The following is a 15,225-nucleotide window of genomic DNA, read 5'->3' on the forward strand; positions in this document are numbered from 1 at the left end:
CTCATGAGGCCCTCATGCTCACTGTTAGCCAGCTCCACCAATATTACGGCGGCAGCCACATTCTTCGCGGTCTGTCGTTTGATGTGAAGGTTGGTGAGGTCACCTGCCTGCTGGGCCGCAACGGCGTGGGCAAGACCACGCTCCTGCGTGTGCTGATGGGCCTGCTGCCATCCAAGGAAGGTTCGGTGCAATGGGAAGGCAAGACCATCACCCAGCTCAAGACACACCAACGGGTGCATGCCGGGATTGCTTACGTGCCGCAGGGCCGGGAAATATTCGGCCGGCTGACGGTCGAGGAAAATCTGCTGATGGGCCTGTCGCGTTTTCCGGGCGCCGAGGCCAAGGAAGTGCCGGCCTTCATTTACGAGTTGTTCCCGGTGCTGCTGCAAATGAAGCACCGCCGCGGCGGCGATCTGTCCGGTGGTCAGCAGCAGCAACTGGCGATAGGCCGGGCGCTGGCGAGCCGTCCACGCCTGCTGATTCTCGACGAGCCCACCGAGGGTATTCAGCCCTCGGTGATCAAGGAAATCGGCGCGGTCATCAAAAAGCTCGCCGAGCGTGGCGACATGGCGATTCTGCTGGTCGAGCAGTTCTACGACTTCGCCGCGGAACTGGCCGATCAGTACCTGGTGATGTCGCGGGGCGAGATCGTCCAGCAGGGCCGTGGCGAGAACATGGAGAGCGACGGCGTTCGTGGTCTGGTGACCATTTGATGCGTCAATCCGTTATCGTGCAACACTCGACAAGCCAATGAAGACACCATGAACCTGCCTGCCAACACCGCCCTCTTTACCCCCAGCTGGCACGCCGAGCTGGAATTGGGTTACGGCCGTTTTGATGACAGCACACGCCCGACGCTGCGGCGCCACAAAGGACCGCTGCGCGTGCAAAAGCATCTGTACGCCGAAGGCCCGGAGGTGTGCCAGCACATCATCGTACATCCACCGGGCGGTATCGCCGGGGGAGACCGGCTGGATATCTCGGCCACCGTGGGTGCCGATGCCTGGGCACAGTTGACCAGCCCCGGCGCGGCCAAATGGTATCGCGCCGCCAGCCCGGCCTTTCAGCAACTGGAACTGCACGTCCAGCCCGGCGCGACACTGGAATGGCTGCCGCAGGAAAGCATCGTCTTCAGCAACGCCCAGGCAGAACTGAGCACCCGCATAGAGCTGCACGGTGATGCGAAGCTATGCTACTGGGATGTGGTGGCGCTGGGCCGGCCGGCCAGTGGCGAGCGGTTCGAGCACGGGCAGTTTCAATCGCATCTGGATATCCGTCGCGACGGCACATTGCTCTGGCATGAGCGACAACGCATTATCGGTGGCGACGGGCTGCTGGACTCGCCCATCGGCCTGGACGGCAGAACGGTGTTCGCCACCCTGCTGATGACCGGCGAAGTCGACAGCGAGCTGCTCGAGGCCTGCCGTTCGCTGTCGATGCCCAACCCGGTACGCGGCGATCTGACGCAACTGCCCGGCCTGCTGGTCGCTCGCTGCCTGGCAGACGAAGCACTGCACGCACGGGCCTGGCTGATACAAATCTGGAAATACCTGCGCCCTGCCCTGCTGGGACGCGAGGCGGTAACGCCAAGAATCTGGAACACCTGATTGATGACTGGACGCTCTGCATTCCATGCTACACCCTCGGCGCTGATGCACTCAGCGTGATACATAAGTCCTGAAAAGCCCGAAAATCGGGGCTTTTAGCGCTTCTGCCCGCAGGGCGTGGGAGCGAACCTGTTCGCGAAGACAATGTTTTAGGCGCTGCATTTTCGGCGACTACACCGGCCCCTTCGCGAACAAGTTCGCTCCCACGGCCTTCGGCCAGAACCCAAAACAGACTTATACATAACGATGAGGGCTCAAGCCTGGGAACGATCAACCAACGAATTTGAACAAACGGAAGCCCCATGGACCTGACACCACGCGAAAAAGACAAGCTGCTGATCTTCACCGCCGGACTGGTCGCCGAACGGCGTCTGGCGCGCGGCGTGAAGCTCAACTACCCGGAAGCCATGGCCTATATTTCTGCGGCGCTGCTCGAAGGTGCGCGTGACGGGCAGACCGTCGCTGAGCTCATGCATTACGGCACGACCCTGCTGAGCCGCGATCAGGTCATGGAAGGTATCGCGGAAATGATCCCGGAGATCCAGGTGGAAGCCACCTTCCCGGACGGCACCAAACTCGTCACCGTGCATCAGCCGATTGCCTGAAGGAGTGATCATGCAGGACGTGATTCGCGATGCCCTGCCGGACGATCTGCCGGGCATTCTGGACATCTACAACGATGCAGTGCTCAACACCACGGCTATCTGGAACGAGCAGCCGGTTGATCTGGCCAACCGCCAGGCCTGGTACGCAGCTCGCCAGAGTCAGGGTTATCCGATTCTGGTGGCGGTCGACAACGCCGGCGAAGTGCTCGGCTATTCGTCGTTTGGCGACTGGCGGCCGTTCGAAGGCTTTCGCCATACGGTCGAGCATTCGGTCTACGTGCGCGCCGACCAGCGCGGCAAAGGCCTGGGCCCGCTCCTGATGGACGCCTTGATCGAGCGCGCCCGCGACTGTGACAAGCACATGATGGTCGCGGCCATCGAAAGCGGTAACGCTGCGTCCATCGCCCTGCATGATCGCCTGGGCTTCAAGATTACCGGGCAAATGCCGCAGGTCGGCACCAAGTTCGGCCGCTGGCTGGACCTGACGTTCATGCAGCTCGACCTGTCGCCCGGTGCGCCTGCGCCCGCTTCACAGGCACCCAAGCCCCTCTCACCCAAGCCCCTCTAGAGAGCACGCCATGAACCATGCACAACTGCGACGTGTTACCGCTGAAAGCTTCGCGCATTATCGCCATGGCCTGGCGCAACTGCTGTTCGACACGGTTCACGGCGGCGCATCGGTCGGGTTCATGGCGGATCTGGATATGCAGCAGGCGTATGCCTGGTGCGATAGCCTGAAGGCCGATATCGCCGCAGGCGATCTGCTGCTGTGGGTGGTGGCCGAGGACAGCCATGTGCTGGCCAGCGCGCAGTTGTCGCTGTGTCAGAAGCCCAACGGCCTGAACCGCGCCGAGGTACAGAAACTGATGGTGCTGCCTGCGGCTCGCGGGCGCGGCCTGGGCAGGCAACTGATGGAGGAGGTCGAACAGACTGCGGTGAAACACAAGCGTGGGCTGCTGCACCTGGACACCGAAGCAGGTTCGACGGCTGAAGCCTTCTACAGCGCGCTGGCCTACCACCGTGTCGGGGAGCTGCCGGATTATTGCGCCACACCGGACGGTCGCTATCGGCCGACCGCCATTTATTTCAAAACCTTGGGGCAACCGACATGATCCCTGGTCAATACCAGATCCAGCCCGGCGACATCGAACTCAACGCCGGACGCCGCACCCTCAGCCTGACCGTCGCCAACAGCGGCGACCGGCCGATTCAGGTGGGCTCGCATTTCCACTTTTTCGAAACCAACGACGCACTGACCTTCGACCGCGCCGCCAGCCGGGGAATGCGCCTGAACATTCCGGCCGGCACCGCCGTGCGCTTCGAACCGGGCCAGTCCCGCGAAGTCGAGCTGGTCGACCTGGCCGGCTTGCGCAAGGTTTACGGGTTTGCCGGGCGAGTGATGGGGGAGCTTTAGCTTCAAGCTTCAAGCTTCAAGCTTCAAGCTTCAAGAGAAAAGCATATGACGACTAAAGACTTGCAGCTTGCAGCTTGCATCTTTCAGCTTGTCGCTTTGAACACATTACAGTGTGCGGCCTGCAGCTTGCCGCTCTGAATCCGAGGTACGAGAGATGAAGATAAGCCGACAGGCCTACGCAGACATGTTCGGCCCCACCGTCGGCGACAAGGTTCGCCTGGCCGACACCGAGCTGTGGATCGAGGTCGAGAAGGACTTCACCACCTATGGCGAAGAAGTGAAGTTCGGCGGTGGCAAGGTCATTCGTGACGGCATGGGCCAGGGCCAGCTGCTGGCCGCCGAGGTGGTCGACACGCTGATCACCAATGCCTTGATCATCGATCACTGGGGCATCGTCAAGGCGGACGTCGGCATCAAGAACGGGCGTATCGCGGCCATTGGCAAGGCGGGCAACCCGGACATCCAGCCGGACGTGACCATTGCCGTCGGCGCTGCCACCGAGGTCATTGCCGGCGAAGGCATGATCCTCACCGCGGGTGGCGTCGACACGCACATCCACTTCATCTGCCCGCAACAGATCGAAGAGGCCCTGATGAGCGGCGTGACAACGATGATCGGCGGCGGCACCGGCCCGGCCACGGGCACCAACGCCACCACCGTCACACCCGGCCCGTGGCACATGGCGCGCATGCTCCAGGCCTCGGACTCGTTCCCGATGAACATCGGCTTCACCGGCAAGGGCAACGTCAGCCTGCCCGGCCCGCTGATCGAACAGGTCAAGGCGGGGGCCATCGGTCTGAAGCTGCACGAAGACTGGGGTACCACGCCTGCGGCCATCGACAATTGCCTGAGCGTGGCCGACGAATACGACGTGCAGGTCGCGATCCACACCGACACCCTCAACGAGTCGGGTTTTGTCGAGACCACCCTGGCCGCGTTCAAGAACCGCACGATTCACACTTATCACACCGAAGGTGCCGGTGGCGGTCATGCGCCAGACATCATCAAGGCCTGTGGTTCGCCGAACGTGCTGCCGAGCTCGACCAACCCGACGCGCCCGTTCACCCGCAACACCATCGACGAGCACCTGGACATGCTCATGGTCTGCCACCACCTGGACCCGAGCATCGCCGAAGACGTGGCTTTCGCGGAAAGCCGCATCCGCCGCGAGACCATCGCCGCCGAGGATATCCTTCACGACCTGGGCGCCTTTTCCATGCTCAGTTCCGACAGCCAGGCCATGGGCCGGGTTGGCGAAGTGATCATGCGCACCTGGCAAACCGCCGACAAGATGAAGAAACAGCGCGGCCCACTGCCGCAGGACGGCCCGGGCAACGACAACTTCCGCGCCAAGCGTTACATCGCCAAATACACCATCAATCCGGCGATCACCCACGGCATCAGCCATGAAGTGGGCTCCATCGAAGTCGGTAAATGGGCAGACCTGGTGCTGTGGCGGCCGGCGTTCTTTGGCGTCAAACCGACCCTGATCCTCAAGGGCGGGGCCATCGCTGCCAGCCTGATGGGCGACGCCAATGCTTCAATCCCGACCCCGCAACCGGTTCATTACCGCCCGATGTTCGCAAGCTTCGGCAGTTCACTGCACGCCACCAGCCTGACGTTCATCAGCCAGGCAGCGTTCGACGCCGGCGTACCGGAGTCACTGGGCCTGAAAAAGCAGATCGGTGTCGTCAAAGGCTGCCGTACCGTGCAGAAAAAAGACCTGATCCACAACGATTACCTGCCGGACATCGAAGTCGACCCGCAGACCTATCAGGTCAAGGCCGACGGCGTGCTGCTATGGTGCGAACCTGCCGATGTGCTGCCGATGGCGCAGCGGTATTTTCTGTTTTGAATCAGCAAGGGCCTTCGCTTTCAGAAGGCCCTTCAATATTTATTGCTCGGTTTATTCTTTGAGGCTAAGCAACTCGTTGAGTTTGGCTCTGAACCAGGACTTCAGATGAAAATCAGCGGTTTCCTCAATCTTTTTACCGCTCTTGAAAAAGATGACGGTTGGTGTAACGGTGACATTGTAGTTTTGGGCGGTCGCTGGGCTAGTGTCCACAGGCACACGAAGCATGACGACCCTCCCGGCAAACTCAGGCGCTAGCTCATCGAGAATTGCCCCAGTCCGTGTACTGTTGTTCGCTTCACCGTGGTCATTAACGCCGGGGTTGCTGAATTCCAACACCACCAACGGGCTGATTGCAGTCCATTGGGAACTGAAGTCCGCATCGTTCTTGACGACCCGGACCCGGGCTGCTTTGTTCTGGTAATTCAGAAGTGTTTCTTTAGATTCCAATATTTTCAGCGACTGCAGCGTATCGTTGATAGCGTCCAGTACCCCCAGATCCTGGGGGGTGCCGGTGCCCTGCAATGCTCGCTGCAATGGGAGAAAAACGCTCAGTTTTCCTGTCGCTACGTCGTCGAGCTTGCTGACTTTTCCATCGGCCAGTGTCTGCTGGGCACGCGTTACACGCTCTTCGACAAAAGCTGTGAGTTCTGTGTTCGACATGGTCATTCTCCCATTACGAAGCGGGTAGCAATTCATCCAGGATTTGCGTCATCCGTTCTTTGGTTTGCTGGCCGACAAGGTCTTCCCTTGCTCTTGCGCCAGCCTTGAAGAAAACCATCGTCGGACCATGATTTATCTGATATTGAGTCGAAGTCACCGGGTTGAGATGCGAATCCAGTTCGATCTCGACCCTGACCAAGCTGACCTTTCCGGCATATTTCTCTTCCAGCGCATTAAAAATGGTATCCATTCTGGCGCTGGCGTTATCCTCGCCTCGCTTGTTTACCTTCACTTTCGTCGAGAATTCCACCACCACGAGCTTTTGGTTGCTCGCCTCAATGACATCCTTCTGAAAGGTCGAATCAGTAACTGTCATGACACTCATGCTCAGGGCCTCCATTCGATTAACCTGCCGAATGAACATAGGCCCCATAGAAATCAGCGTCTACTGACAGAAATGACAGTAAACACTCTGTTTGTCGTGCTCTGTAAAGGCGATAATATGCGCCATCTTTCGTCACGCCTCTCCAGCAAGGTACTCGGCCATGCGCCTTTCCGAATTCATCGTTATTCATGTGGATCGCATCGTCGATGAATGGGAAGCCTTCGCCAGAACCCTGAAACCTGCGGCAGAAACGATGACCAAGGCCGAGTTGCGGGATCATGCCAGGTCGATTTTGCTCGCCGCCGCGCGGGACATGAAGACCGCGCAGAGCAAAAGCGAAGAAATTGCCAAGGCCAGAGGCGAAGAGCTGAACAAGACGCCAAGCCTGGACGAAGCAGCCAGCAGCCATGGCGAGTTGCGCCATGAGGTCGGTTTTGATCTGGTGCAGATGACGTCGGAGTTTCGCCATCTGCGCGCCAGCGTCATCCGCCTCTGGGTAGAAAGCCTGGCAGCGCCGCAACTGGCTGATTTTCAGGACGTGATTCGCTTCAACGAAGCCATCGACGAGGCGCTTGCCGAATCCACCGCGGCCTATGCGGAACGGGTTGGCCGCTCACGGGATATCTTTCTTGCCATTCTCGGTCACGATCTGCGCGCACCGCTGCAGGCCGTCAGCATGTCCACCGAGTTGCTGGCACGCAAAATAACGCTGGACGAAAAAACCCAGTCCTATGTTTCACGTATCCAGACCAGCACCCGCCATATGGGCTCGATGGTCAGCGATCTGCTGGAGTTCGTACGCAGTCGTCTGGGCGCCGGGCTGCCGGTGGAACGCAAATACATGGACCTGGCCAGCGCCTGCCGCGAGGCGATCGAAGAAGCCTGTGCAGGGCGACCGGACTCTGCTCCGGTGCTGAACGTAGAAGGCAACACCAAGGGCCACTGGGACGCCGGGCGGATCAGCCAGATGCTGCAAAACCTGATCGGCAATGCCCTGCAGCATGGTGCGGCCAGCCACGAGATAACGGTGACAGTCACGGGCGCCGAGAAAGCCGTGATATTGGTGGTACACAACGAAGGCAAACCGATTGCCGAAGACGCTATCGGGACGATTTTCGATCCGCTGGTGCGCAGCACCGAGGAAAACAGCGAAACACGCGGCACGTCGACCAGCCTGGGCCTGGGCCTGTTCATCGTCAAGGAAGTGGTCAACGCCCACGGCGGCAGCATCACTGTGACCTCGACCATTGGTGAGGGCACGACCTTCAATGTGGTGCTGCCGAAAAACTGACCGGGGCTGACTGCCCGCAGATACGGGTGCCGCATCAGCCCAGGCAGAAAAGACCGAGTCGCAAGACTGCTCCGCTCAACCCTTCCACTGCGCACGGGGATCGAACGAAGAACTGTCGGCCAGTTTCTGCCAGAGCGCCCGCGTAGCCTCGTCGGTGTGCTTGGGCACGACGATTTTCAACTGCGCATAAAGATCGCCGCGTTCGCCACTCTTGTTCATCAAGCCGTTACCCTTGATCCGCAGACGCTGACCGTTCTGACTGTCCGGGCGGATGGTCAGGTTGAGCCTGCTGGTCAGCGTCGGCACGGCGACCTTGGTGCCCAGCACGGCTTCCCAGGGAGCCAGCGGCACGGTGATGACCAGATCATGGCCTTCGACCTCGAACAGCGGGTGCGGGGCCAGGCGAATGATCAGGTACAAATCGCCATTGGCACCACCGCCTACGCCCGGCGCGCCCTGCCCCTTGAGGCGAATACGCTCGCCATCGACGACTCCCGCCGGAATCTTCACGTTCAGGGTCTTGGTGATATCACTCATGCGCTGCCCGTTGGGGCTGTGCTGCGGCACCTTGAAGCTGACCTGCTTGGATTCCCCCGACAGGGTTTCTTCGAGAAACACCGCCAGTTCCATCTCCACGTCCTGCCCGGTACGCCCCGGGTTGCGGGTACGCCCGCCCTGCTGTGGCCGGCCACCGAAAATGGAGCTGAAAAACTCCGAGAAGTCTGCCGTTTCCTCGAACCCGCCTGCCCCGGCACCTGCGCGGCTTTGCCAGCCCGGCGGAGTCTGGAACGGGCGGCCCTGACGACCGTATTTGCGCAGCTCATCATACTCGGCGCGCTTTTCAGGGCTGCTGAGTACCTCATAGGCTTCGGAAGCTTCCTTGAACTTGTCTTCGGCGCCTGCCTCCTTGCTGACGTCCGGGTGATACTTGCGCGCGAGTTTGCGATAGGCGGTCTTGATCGCCTTGTCGTCCGCAGTCGGCTCCACGGCAAGTATCTTGTAGTAGTCTTTGAAATCCATGTAACGATCACCCATCCGAATTATCCGGCAAAGCCAGATACGCTGGCGTCACGCGCCCAGCTCCCTCTGTCACGAGGCATCTGGATTACCTAACGTCGAAAAATATACAGATAGACCAGCCGCCTTTGCCGGCGGGTCGATAGCTCGACAACATAGTGTCCGACAACAGGGTCTACCGGGAATCCCTACAAGATTGGGGGTAACGGGTCTCAGTTCAAGCCTTGGCCGCAAATACAGCCAGGTAAATATAAGCGACGTGTCGCGCTACGCAATTTGCCCGCGCTGACATAAACTGCGCGGCCGTTTTTTGACTGGAACGTAAAAGACATGAATGACCAATCCCCGGCCCGTGCCTGCGGTATCGATTTCGGCACGTCCAACTCCACTGTCGGCTGGCAACGACCCGGCATGGAATCGTTGATCGCGCTGGAGGACGACAAGATTACCCTGCCTTCGGTGGTGTTCTTCAATATGGAAGAGCGCCGCCCGGTGTATGGCCGCCTGGCGCTGCACGAGTATCTGGAAGGCTATGAAGGCCGCCTGATGCGCTCGCTCAAAAGCCTGCTGGGCTCCAAGCTGATCAAGCATGACACCAGCGTGCTGGGCACAGCGATGCCGTTCAAGGATTTGCTGGCCCTGTTTATCGGCGAGCTGAAAAAGCGCGCGGAGCAAACGGCCGGCCGCGAATTCGAGCAGGTCGTGCTGGGCCGTCCGGTGCATTTTGTCGATGACGACGCACAGGCCGATCAGGAAGCCGAAGACACGCTGGCTGAAGTGGCGCGCAAGATCGGCTTCAAGGACGTGTCCTTCCAGTTCGAGCCCATCGCGGCGGCCTTCGACTACGAGTCCACCATCCAGGACGAAGAACTGGTGCTGATCGTCGACATTGGCGGCGGTACCTCGGACTTTTCGCTGGTGCGTCTGTCGCCCGAGCGACGCCAGCACGATGATCGCCAGCAGGACATCCTCGCCACCGGTGGCGTGCACATCGGCGGGACCGACTTCGACAAGCAGTTGAGCCTGCAAGGCGTGATGCCACTGTTCGGTTATGGCAGCCGCATGAAAAGCGGTGCGTACATGCCGACCAGCCACCATATGAACCTGGCGACCTGGCACACCATCAACGCCGTGTACTCGCAAAAGTCGCAACTGGCCCTGGGCAGCATGCGCTACGACATCGAAGACACCGGCGGCATCGATCGCCTGTTCAAACTGATCGAACAGCGCGCCGGGCACTGGCTGGCCATGGAAGTGGAAGAAACCAAGATCCAGCTGACCCACGCCGACAGCCGTCACCTGCTCATGGATCGAGTGGAAGCCGGACTGAGCGTGGACCTGAGCCGGGTGATGTTCGAAGCAGCCATCGACGCCCAGCTTGAGCGCGTGCGCAACAGCGTGACGAACTTGCTCAACGATGCGGGAGTGAGTGTCGAACAGGTCAGCACGGTGTTCTTCACCGGCGGTTCAAGCGGTATCCCGGCCCTGCGCAACAGCGTCTCGGACATGCTGCCCAACGCACGCCACGTCGAAGGCAACATCTTCGGCAGCATCGGCAGCGGCCTGGCCATCGAAGCGAAGAAACGTTACGGCTAGTCATGCGCCTATCGTGGGAATGCCCTTCGTGATGCTCCGCGTCAAAGATCGCTGATCTTGTGGGAGCGAGCTTGCTCGCGAAGACGGATTACCTGATCAATGGATGTCCAGCGGCTGCACGGGCCTCTTCGTGAGCAAGCTCACTCCCACGGGCGGGAGTGTTTCGAGCCATGTGGATGCTCTGCAGCACCGCAGACGTAGAGCGTCCAGAACTGCATGCCAACGCGGTGAACTGGCACGATAGGCGTTCTTTCGGACGCCTATCTACTCAAGCGCCCTAGACCAACCCTTCCTTCTGCAACTCGCTCTTCAGGTACGCATAGTAAATCGGCCCTGCGACCACACCCGGCAGGCCGAATGCGGCTTCGAACAGCAGCATCGCCAGCAGCAACTCCCACGACTTGGCATTGATCTGCCCGCCCACGATGCGCGCATTGAGGAAGTACTCGACCTTGTGGATCACGATCAGGTAGCCCAGCGCCGCCAGCGCGACCCAGATCGAGATAGACATGCCGACGATGAAGATCAGCGTGTTTGACATCAGGTTACCCACCACCGGCAACAGGCCGAGCAGGAAGGTCATGATGATCAGGGTCTTGGTCAGCGGCAGGTGAATCCCGCACAGCGGCAGCACGACGGCCAGAAATACCGACGTAAACGCGGTGTTGAGCAGGGAAATCTTGATCTGGGCGAAAACGATGTTGCGAAACGCCCGGCTGACCAGGTACAGCCGATCGAACAGTGCGGCTGCCAGCGGCTTGCGCGCATGCACATCGGAGATACGCTGCAAGGCAATGATCGCGCCCAGCACCATGCCGATCAGCATGGTGACGAACATGTGCGCCGCGCCCTTGCCGATCAATTGCAATTCGCCCACGTGCTTCTGCAGCCACTGCCCGAGCGAAACCTGAAACTCCGCGGCGCTGGCAGGCAGATAGGCATCGATAAACGGTGGCAACTGACCACGCGCGCGATCCACCAGGGTCATGAACTTGTCGAGCGAGGCTCCGGGGTTTTCGGCTTCATGCAGCACAAAGCTGATGGCCCCGGCGAAAATCAGCGTCAGCAGGCTAACCACCAGCGTGCCCAGCAGCGCCACAGCCAGCCAGCGCGCCCGTTCGCCGGAGATCAGACGTTGCAGCTTGGGGGTCAACATGTTGACCAGCTCGAACACCAACAGTCCGGCCAGCAGGCTGGGCAATAACTTGAATGGCAACACCAATAACAGACCGCCAAATACAAGAATCCAGCTGGCTATTAACACCTGACGCGCAGAAAACGTTGGCATAGACCCTCAACGGGCAACACAAGGAAGGTGGGCAGTCTGCCAGCCTTCGCAGTCCAGAACCAGTGATCCGAAAGCGCTAAAAAACAAGCCGCAACCATCTGCCCGATGATCGGCTCGAGAACGGCGCGAAAGTGCAGTGTTTACTGCACCCGCGCCGGTTACCTGCAGCAAGGAGGCCGACTGAAAAATTATTTCTTCTTGAGACAATCGCTCATGAAACTCTTGCGCGCGTCACCCTTGAGCGCCTGAGTGCTGGCAGTCGCGTTGCAGGTTTTCATCTTCTCCTGCTGGGTGGCCGCCGGCGGCGGTGCCGCTTTCAGGCAAGTGCTCATGAACGTCTTGCGCTCATCGCCCTTCAGCGACTTCGCGCTGGCGTCGGCATTGCAGGTGGTCATTTTGTTCTGCTGCGCGGTCGCAGCGAAACCCTGGGCAGACAACATCAAGCCTACGAGCAACACAGGAATACCGAGCTTGTTCATCGATCCACTCTCCAGATCCACTGCACCGGGCGGCACAGGCTGAGAGTCAGTGTAGTCAGCGTCTGCGCTCTGTGACGGGACACCGGACATCGCCGCTGGCATTCTCGACAAACAGGCGGATAATTACGCCTCGCTTTAACGATGATCCCCTCATGCAATACGCTTTCCCGCTGATTACCGTCCTTATCTGGGCGATCAACACAGCTGTCACCAAGGCGTCTGCCGGGGTGATCTTTCCGGCTGAAATAGGCTTTTATCGCTGGGCGCTGGCCGGCTTGCTGTTCACGCCGTTCATGCTCGGGCCGGTGTGGGCGAACCGCGCGGCGATCAAACCGGTACTGGGCAAGATCTTCATTCTGGCCGTGCTTGGCACAGCGCTGTATCAGAGCCTGGCGTACTTCGCGGCCAGCCTGACGACGGCCACCAACATGGGGATCATTCAGTCGATGGTGCCGATGATCGCGCTGGGGCTGTCGATAGCCTGCCTCGGCACTCGCCTGACCTCGGGCGCGCTGCTGGGGGCAGTGCTGTCATTCGCGGGGGTGCTGGTTGTGGTCTCGGCGGGCAATCCGGCCAGCCTGATCGAGCAGGGTGTCAATCGAGGCGACGCGATGGTGCTGGTGGCCGCCGCGTCGTATGCGGTCTATAGCACGCTGCTGAAGAAGTGGCAGTTGCGCCTGCCGCCCCTGCAGCTGCTTTACGTACAGATCCTGCTGGCGATTATGGTTTTGCTGCCGCCGTTCATGCTGTCGGCGAAAACCGGCCTGAATGCGAGCAACCTCCCGATGGTGCTGTATGCAGCGATTCCAACGTCGATGCTCGCGCCGTGGTTGTGGATGACCTCGATCATGCGCCTGGGTCCCAGCCGCACAACATTGTTCTTCAACCTGATGCCCATCGCCACGGCCTTAATTGCCGCGGCGACACTGGGCGAACAACTGGCGCTCTATCACCTGTTCGGCGGAGCGCTGACCCTGTGCGGCGTCATCCTCGCGGAACGCTGGACGACGCCGCTGCGGTCAGGTGCGGATTAGACAGTCGCGCTGCCTTCGCTGCCCTCCAGGCTGTGAATCGACACGTCGGTGATGCCGGCGGCAAGCGGCAGGCCGGCTTCACCCATTGGAAGCTCGTCCAGTTCTACGTGATGCTTGAGCGCCAGTTCGTGCACCACTTCAATGATAGGCACGTCCAGATTCTCGATAATGTCTACGTGGTGCTCGCCAAGCAGGGTGTACTCGATCTCATACAGTTCTTTATCGCTCATCGCATCTTCCTGGCCGTCACAGAGGAGCGGCTGATTAACGAACTACGGTCCGACAACCGATGACCGAGCCCAAGGCTGAGCAAAACGCTCAACCATGCCATCAGATTGACCTCGGCCTTTCGGGAACGTGCGAGGAATATTCAAAGCGCTTTTCATGCCCGATCGTCATGGTGTTCGGTCGTTCAGCAGCGGCATCAGGGTGGATGCAAGGTACTGCCTCATCGCCATCTTTTTTTCGAACTCTTGGACCCCTCCCGGCTCCAAGGCATACCGGGCCAAAACCGGCTCTGACATGTGGAGCAACAACGATGTACAAAAAACTCTTCGCGGCGACCTTTGTATTGGCGACGATGGCTGGCTGCAGCAACACAACCGTGCAGAACCCGGTGGACTACGTCACTTATCGCAACGAGCCGCTGGTCAAGCAGGTCGAGAACGGCATGACGCGCCAGCAGGTCCTGACCATCGGCGGTGAACCGTCGAGCACCATCGAGCGCAAGGTCAACCCGGGCACTTGCAACAACTACGTCATGAACAAGGACGGCCACAAACAGGTTTACCACGTCAGCTTCAACAGCGACGGGCGTGTGACCAACAAAGGTTTCATGACTTGCGAACAACGCGAGAAGAACGAAAAAGCGATGTAATCAAAACGCAGGCACAAACAAAAAGCCCGAGGCATGAATGCCTCGGGCTTTTTGTTGAATGCTTTTTTAGGATCTGTACGAAAAGTGGCTGCGCTCGGTGATGCTTCGTTAAAAACAGGCTCGGAATGCTCATTTACAACACGTAGACTCCGCTTCCTCGCCTGTTTTTGCCTCGCCTGACCTTCGCTCGCCGACTTTTCGTACAGAGCCTAGAAAACCAGCTTGAACAGGGCGATAACCACGACCAGGCCGATCAGAAAGATGATGCCAACGGTGCTTCCCAGGAACTTGAGCATTGTGTATCTCCACGATTTATTTGGGTCTCAAGGTTGGGACCGCGAGGCTCAGCACTCGTTTCTTATATTTTTACATTCAGTCACAACCTTGCGCACCTGCGAAAATCCGATAAAACTTTTTCCCTTCTCCAACACTCACAACCCTTGCTGATCCTGCCGGGCAATACACAGAGCGAGACAGCAAAACCTGATGAGTCCTGGAGATAAATGATGAATTCTGCACCGCAATCACAGCTTTCCGATGTAAATACTCTGCGCCAGCGCGCACGCCAGAACGTTGAGGATGGTGCTGTGACTCAAGGCTACAGCGCTGACCGCGAAACGGTCCTGCGCCTGCTCAATGAATCGCTGGCTACCGAGCTGGTCTGTGTGCTGCGCTACAAGCGCCACTACTACATGGCGTCGGGCCTCAAAGCGAGCGTCGCGGCAGCCGAGTTTCTGGAGCACGCAGAACAGGAAGCGCAGCACGCTGACAAACTGGCCGAGCGTATCGTGCAACTGGGCGGCGAGCCGGAGTTCAACCCGGACACCCTGTCGAAGAACTCCCACGCGCAGTACGTGGCTGGCAACACGCTGAAAGAAATGGTCTACGAAGATCTGGTTGCCGAGCGCATCGCCGTCGACAGCTACCGCGAAATCATTCAATACCTCGGCGACAACGATCCGACGACCCGCCGCATCTTCGAAGAAATCCTTGCTCAGGAAGAAGAGCACGCCGATGACATGGCAGACATTCTGAACGATCTGTAACGCGCGGCAGCAAATGAAAAGCCAGGACCTGTGTCCTGGCTTTTTTGTGGGAGATATTGTCTCAAGCCAGA

19 protein-coding genes and 1 pseudogene are annotated in these 15,225 nt (G+C 59.3%); 12 read left to right on the forward strand and 8 right to left on the reverse strand.

Annotated elements, in window-relative coordinates; genetic code table 11:
* Nucleotides 1–14 precede the first annotated feature (14 nt).
* The 7 genes from urtE (at nucleotide 15) to ureC (ending at nucleotide 5,481) form a co-directional block, all read left to right on the forward strand.
* Nucleotides 15–713: an urea ABC transporter ATP-binding subunit UrtE gene (gene urtE / locus AC54XV_RS23300; RefSeq protein ID WP_011269029.1), complete on the forward strand. Its 699-nt coding sequence runs from the start codon at nucleotides 15–17 to the stop codon at nucleotides 711–713.
* A 48-nt stretch (nucleotides 714–761) separates the two neighbouring features.
* Nucleotides 762–1,607, forward strand: a complete 846-nt coding sequence (locus AC54XV_RS23305; protein ID WP_003400270.1) for an urease accessory protein UreD — start codon at nucleotides 762–764, stop codon at nucleotides 1,605–1,607.
* A 302-nt stretch (nucleotides 1,608–1,909) separates the two neighbouring features.
* On the forward strand, nucleotides 1,910–2,212 hold the full coding sequence (ureA, locus tag AC54XV_RS23310; RefSeq protein WP_003317023.1) for an urease subunit gamma: 303 nt from the start codon (nucleotides 1,910–1,912) through the stop codon (nucleotides 2,210–2,212).
* A gap of 10 nt (nucleotides 2,213–2,222) precedes the next feature.
* Nucleotides 2,223–2,780, forward strand: a complete 558-nt coding sequence (locus AC54XV_RS23315) for a GNAT family N-acetyltransferase (protein ID WP_496717236.1) — start codon at nucleotides 2,223–2,225, stop codon at nucleotides 2,778–2,780.
* A 10-nt stretch (nucleotides 2,781–2,790) separates the two neighbouring features.
* Nucleotides 2,791–3,324, forward strand: a complete 534-nt coding sequence (locus tag AC54XV_RS23320) for a GNAT family N-acetyltransferase (protein WP_496717237.1) — start codon at nucleotides 2,791–2,793, stop codon at nucleotides 3,322–3,324.
* Nucleotides 3,321–3,626: an urease subunit beta gene (locus AC54XV_RS23325; protein ID WP_003391866.1), complete on the forward strand. Its 306-nt coding sequence runs from the start codon at nucleotides 3,321–3,323 to the stop codon at nucleotides 3,624–3,626. Before AC54XV_RS23320 ends, AC54XV_RS23325 begins: the two co-directional genes overlap by 4 nt.
* A gap of 154 nt (nucleotides 3,627–3,780) precedes the next feature.
* Entirely contained in the window at nucleotides 3,781–5,481 is a 1,701-nt protein-coding gene (gene ureC / locus AC54XV_RS23330; protein ID WP_011269033.1) for an urease subunit alpha, read from the forward strand.
* Nucleotides 5,482–5,532: 51 nt separating this feature from the next.
* Here the strand turns inward: ureC and AC54XV_RS23335 are convergent, their stop codons facing one another.
* The 3 genes and pseudogenes from AC54XV_RS23335 to AC54XV_RS23345 all read right to left on the reverse strand — a co-directional run bounded on the left by AC54XV_RS23335 (nucleotide 5,533) and on the right by AC54XV_RS23345 (nucleotide 6,526).
* A complete protein-coding gene (locus AC54XV_RS23335; RefSeq protein WP_308455320.1) occupies nucleotides 5,533–5,706 on the reverse strand; it encodes a thioredoxin family protein in 174 nt (57 codons plus the stop codon).
* A gap of 198 nt (nucleotides 5,707–5,904) precedes the next feature.
* Nucleotides 5,905–6,141: pseudogene (locus tag AC54XV_RS23340) on the reverse strand (thioredoxin); the annotation flags it as partial.
* A gap of 13 nt (nucleotides 6,142–6,154) precedes the next feature.
* Nucleotides 6,155–6,526, reverse strand: a complete 372-nt coding sequence (locus tag AC54XV_RS23345) for a thioredoxin family protein (protein WP_024651866.1) — start codon at nucleotides 6,524–6,526, stop codon at nucleotides 6,155–6,157.
* 160 nt (nucleotides 6,527–6,686) lie between these two features.
* Here AC54XV_RS23345 and AC54XV_RS23350 point away from each other — a divergent pair, with 160 nt between their 5' ends.
* Nucleotides 6,687–7,817: a sensor histidine kinase gene (locus AC54XV_RS23350; RefSeq protein ID WP_024641206.1), complete on the forward strand. Its 1,131-nt coding sequence runs from the start codon at nucleotides 6,687–6,689 to the stop codon at nucleotides 7,815–7,817.
* A gap of 75 nt (nucleotides 7,818–7,892) precedes the next feature.
* On the opposite strand, the gene cbpA is transcribed toward AC54XV_RS23350, so the two are convergent.
* Nucleotides 7,893–8,837 carry a curved DNA-binding protein gene (cbpA, locus tag AC54XV_RS23355; RefSeq protein ID WP_024641205.1) on the reverse strand — a complete coding sequence of 315 codons (945 nt, stop codon included), beginning with the start codon at nucleotides 8,835–8,837 and terminating at the stop codon, nucleotides 7,893–7,895.
* 327 nt (nucleotides 8,838–9,164) lie between these two features.
* On the opposite strand from cbpA, the gene AC54XV_RS23360 reads away from it, so the two are divergent.
* The gene (locus AC54XV_RS23360; protein ID WP_003400303.1) at nucleotides 9,165–10,430 is read left to right on the forward strand and encodes an Hsp70 family protein; all 1,266 of its coding nucleotides are present in this window, start codon (nucleotides 9,165–9,167) and stop codon (nucleotides 10,428–10,430) included.
* A gap of 277 nt (nucleotides 10,431–10,707) precedes the next feature.
* Here AC54XV_RS23360 and AC54XV_RS23365 read toward each other — a convergent pair whose 3' ends face one another.
* Complete coding sequence (locus AC54XV_RS23365; protein WP_003419507.1) at nucleotides 10,708–11,718, reverse strand: AI-2E family transporter; 1,011 nt, start codon at nucleotides 11,716–11,718, stop codon at nucleotides 10,708–10,710.
* 188 nt (nucleotides 11,719–11,906) lie between these two features.
* Nucleotides 11,907–12,197, reverse strand: a complete 291-nt coding sequence (locus AC54XV_RS23370; protein WP_003368898.1) for a PsiF family protein — start codon at nucleotides 12,195–12,197, stop codon at nucleotides 11,907–11,909.
* A 152-nt stretch (nucleotides 12,198–12,349) separates the two neighbouring features.
* Between AC54XV_RS23370 and AC54XV_RS23375 the strand changes: the two genes are divergently transcribed.
* The gene (locus AC54XV_RS23375) at nucleotides 12,350–13,231 is read left to right on the forward strand and encodes a DMT family transporter (RefSeq protein WP_496717238.1); all 882 of its coding nucleotides are present in this window, start codon (nucleotides 12,350–12,352) and stop codon (nucleotides 13,229–13,231) included.
* Here the strand turns inward: AC54XV_RS23375 and AC54XV_RS23380 are convergent.
* Entirely contained in the window at nucleotides 13,228–13,461 is a 234-nt protein-coding gene (locus tag AC54XV_RS23380; protein ID WP_003317034.1) for a hypothetical protein, read from the reverse strand. The two genes, AC54XV_RS23375 and AC54XV_RS23380, sit on opposite strands and share 4 nt — an antisense overlap.
* 308 nt (nucleotides 13,462–13,769) lie before the next feature.
* Between AC54XV_RS23380 and osmE the strand changes: the two genes are divergently transcribed.
* Entirely contained in the window at nucleotides 13,770–14,108 is a 339-nt protein-coding gene (gene osmE / locus AC54XV_RS23385; RefSeq protein WP_003431761.1) for an osmotically-inducible lipoprotein OsmE, read from the forward strand.
* Between the two features lie 209 nt (nucleotides 14,109–14,317).
* Here the strand turns inward: osmE and AC54XV_RS23390 are convergent, their stop codons facing one another.
* Entirely contained in the window at nucleotides 14,318–14,404 is an 87-nt protein-coding gene (locus tag AC54XV_RS23390) for a small membrane protein YohP (protein WP_441344152.1), read from the reverse strand.
* Between the two features lie 210 nt (nucleotides 14,405–14,614).
* Here AC54XV_RS23390 and AC54XV_RS23395 point away from each other — a divergent pair, with 210 nt between their 5' ends.
* Entirely contained in the window at nucleotides 14,615–15,154 is a 540-nt protein-coding gene (locus AC54XV_RS23395) for a ferritin-like domain-containing protein (protein ID WP_003400308.1), read from the forward strand.
* Nucleotides 15,155–15,225 lie beyond the last annotated feature (71 nt).

Source organism: Pseudomonas fragariae (ex Marin et al. 2024) (assembly GCF_059621105.1).

What these genes read in the sequence shown, in the direction of transcription:
- urtE (WP_011269029.1), top strand. Translation starts at nt 15, where the DNA reads ATGCTCACTGTTAGCCAGCTCCACCAATATTACGGCGGCAGCCACATT.
- AC54XV_RS23305 (WP_003400270.1), top strand. Translation starts at nt 762, where the DNA reads ATGAACCTGCCTGCCAACACCGCCCTCTTTACCCCCAGCTGGCACGCC.
- ureA (WP_003317023.1), top strand. Translation starts at nt 1,910, where the DNA reads ATGGACCTGACACCACGCGAAAAAGACAAGCTGCTGATCTTCACCGCC.
- AC54XV_RS23315 (WP_496717236.1), top strand. Translation starts at nt 2,223, where the DNA reads ATGCAGGACGTGATTCGCGATGCCCTGCCGGACGATCTGCCGGGCATT.
- AC54XV_RS23320 (WP_496717237.1), top strand. Translation starts at nt 2,791, where the DNA reads ATGAACCATGCACAACTGCGACGTGTTACCGCTGAAAGCTTCGCGCAT.
- AC54XV_RS23325 (WP_003391866.1), top strand. Translation starts at nt 3,321, where the DNA reads ATGATCCCTGGTCAATACCAGATCCAGCCCGGCGACATCGAACTCAAC.
- ureC (WP_011269033.1), top strand. Translation starts at nt 3,781, where the DNA reads ATGAAGATAAGCCGACAGGCCTACGCAGACATGTTCGGCCCCACCGTC.
- AC54XV_RS23335 (WP_308455320.1), bottom strand. Translation starts at nt 5,706, where the DNA reads ATGCTTCGTGTGCCTGTGGACACTAGCCCAGCGACCGCCCAAAACTAC.
- AC54XV_RS23345 (WP_024651866.1), bottom strand. Translation starts at nt 6,526, where the DNA reads ATGAGTGTCATGACAGTTACTGATTCGACCTTTCAGAAGGATGTCATT.
- AC54XV_RS23350 (WP_024641206.1), top strand. Translation starts at nt 6,687, where the DNA reads ATGCGCCTTTCCGAATTCATCGTTATTCATGTGGATCGCATCGTCGAT.
- cbpA (WP_024641205.1), bottom strand. Translation starts at nt 8,837, where the DNA reads ATGGATTTCAAAGACTACTACAAGATACTTGCCGTGGAGCCGACTGCG.
- AC54XV_RS23360 (WP_003400303.1), top strand. Translation starts at nt 9,165, where the DNA reads ATGAATGACCAATCCCCGGCCCGTGCCTGCGGTATCGATTTCGGCACG.
- AC54XV_RS23365 (WP_003419507.1), bottom strand. Translation starts at nt 11,718, where the DNA reads ATGCCAACGTTTTCTGCGCGTCAGGTGTTAATAGCCAGCTGGATTCTT.
- AC54XV_RS23370 (WP_003368898.1), bottom strand. Translation starts at nt 12,197, where the DNA reads ATGAACAAGCTCGGTATTCCTGTGTTGCTCGTAGGCTTGATGTTGTCT.
- AC54XV_RS23375 (WP_496717238.1), top strand. Translation starts at nt 12,350, where the DNA reads ATGCAATACGCTTTCCCGCTGATTACCGTCCTTATCTGGGCGATCAAC.
- AC54XV_RS23380 (WP_003317034.1), bottom strand. Translation starts at nt 13,461, where the DNA reads ATGAGCGATAAAGAACTGTATGAGATCGAGTACACCCTGCTTGGCGAG.
- osmE (WP_003431761.1), top strand. Translation starts at nt 13,770, where the DNA reads ATGTACAAAAAACTCTTCGCGGCGACCTTTGTATTGGCGACGATGGCT.
- AC54XV_RS23390 (WP_441344152.1), bottom strand. Translation starts at nt 14,404, where the DNA reads ATGCTCAAGTTCCTGGGAAGCACCGTTGGCATCATCTTTCTGATCGGC.
- AC54XV_RS23395 (WP_003400308.1), top strand. Translation starts at nt 14,615, where the DNA reads ATGAATTCTGCACCGCAATCACAGCTTTCCGATGTAAATACTCTGCGC.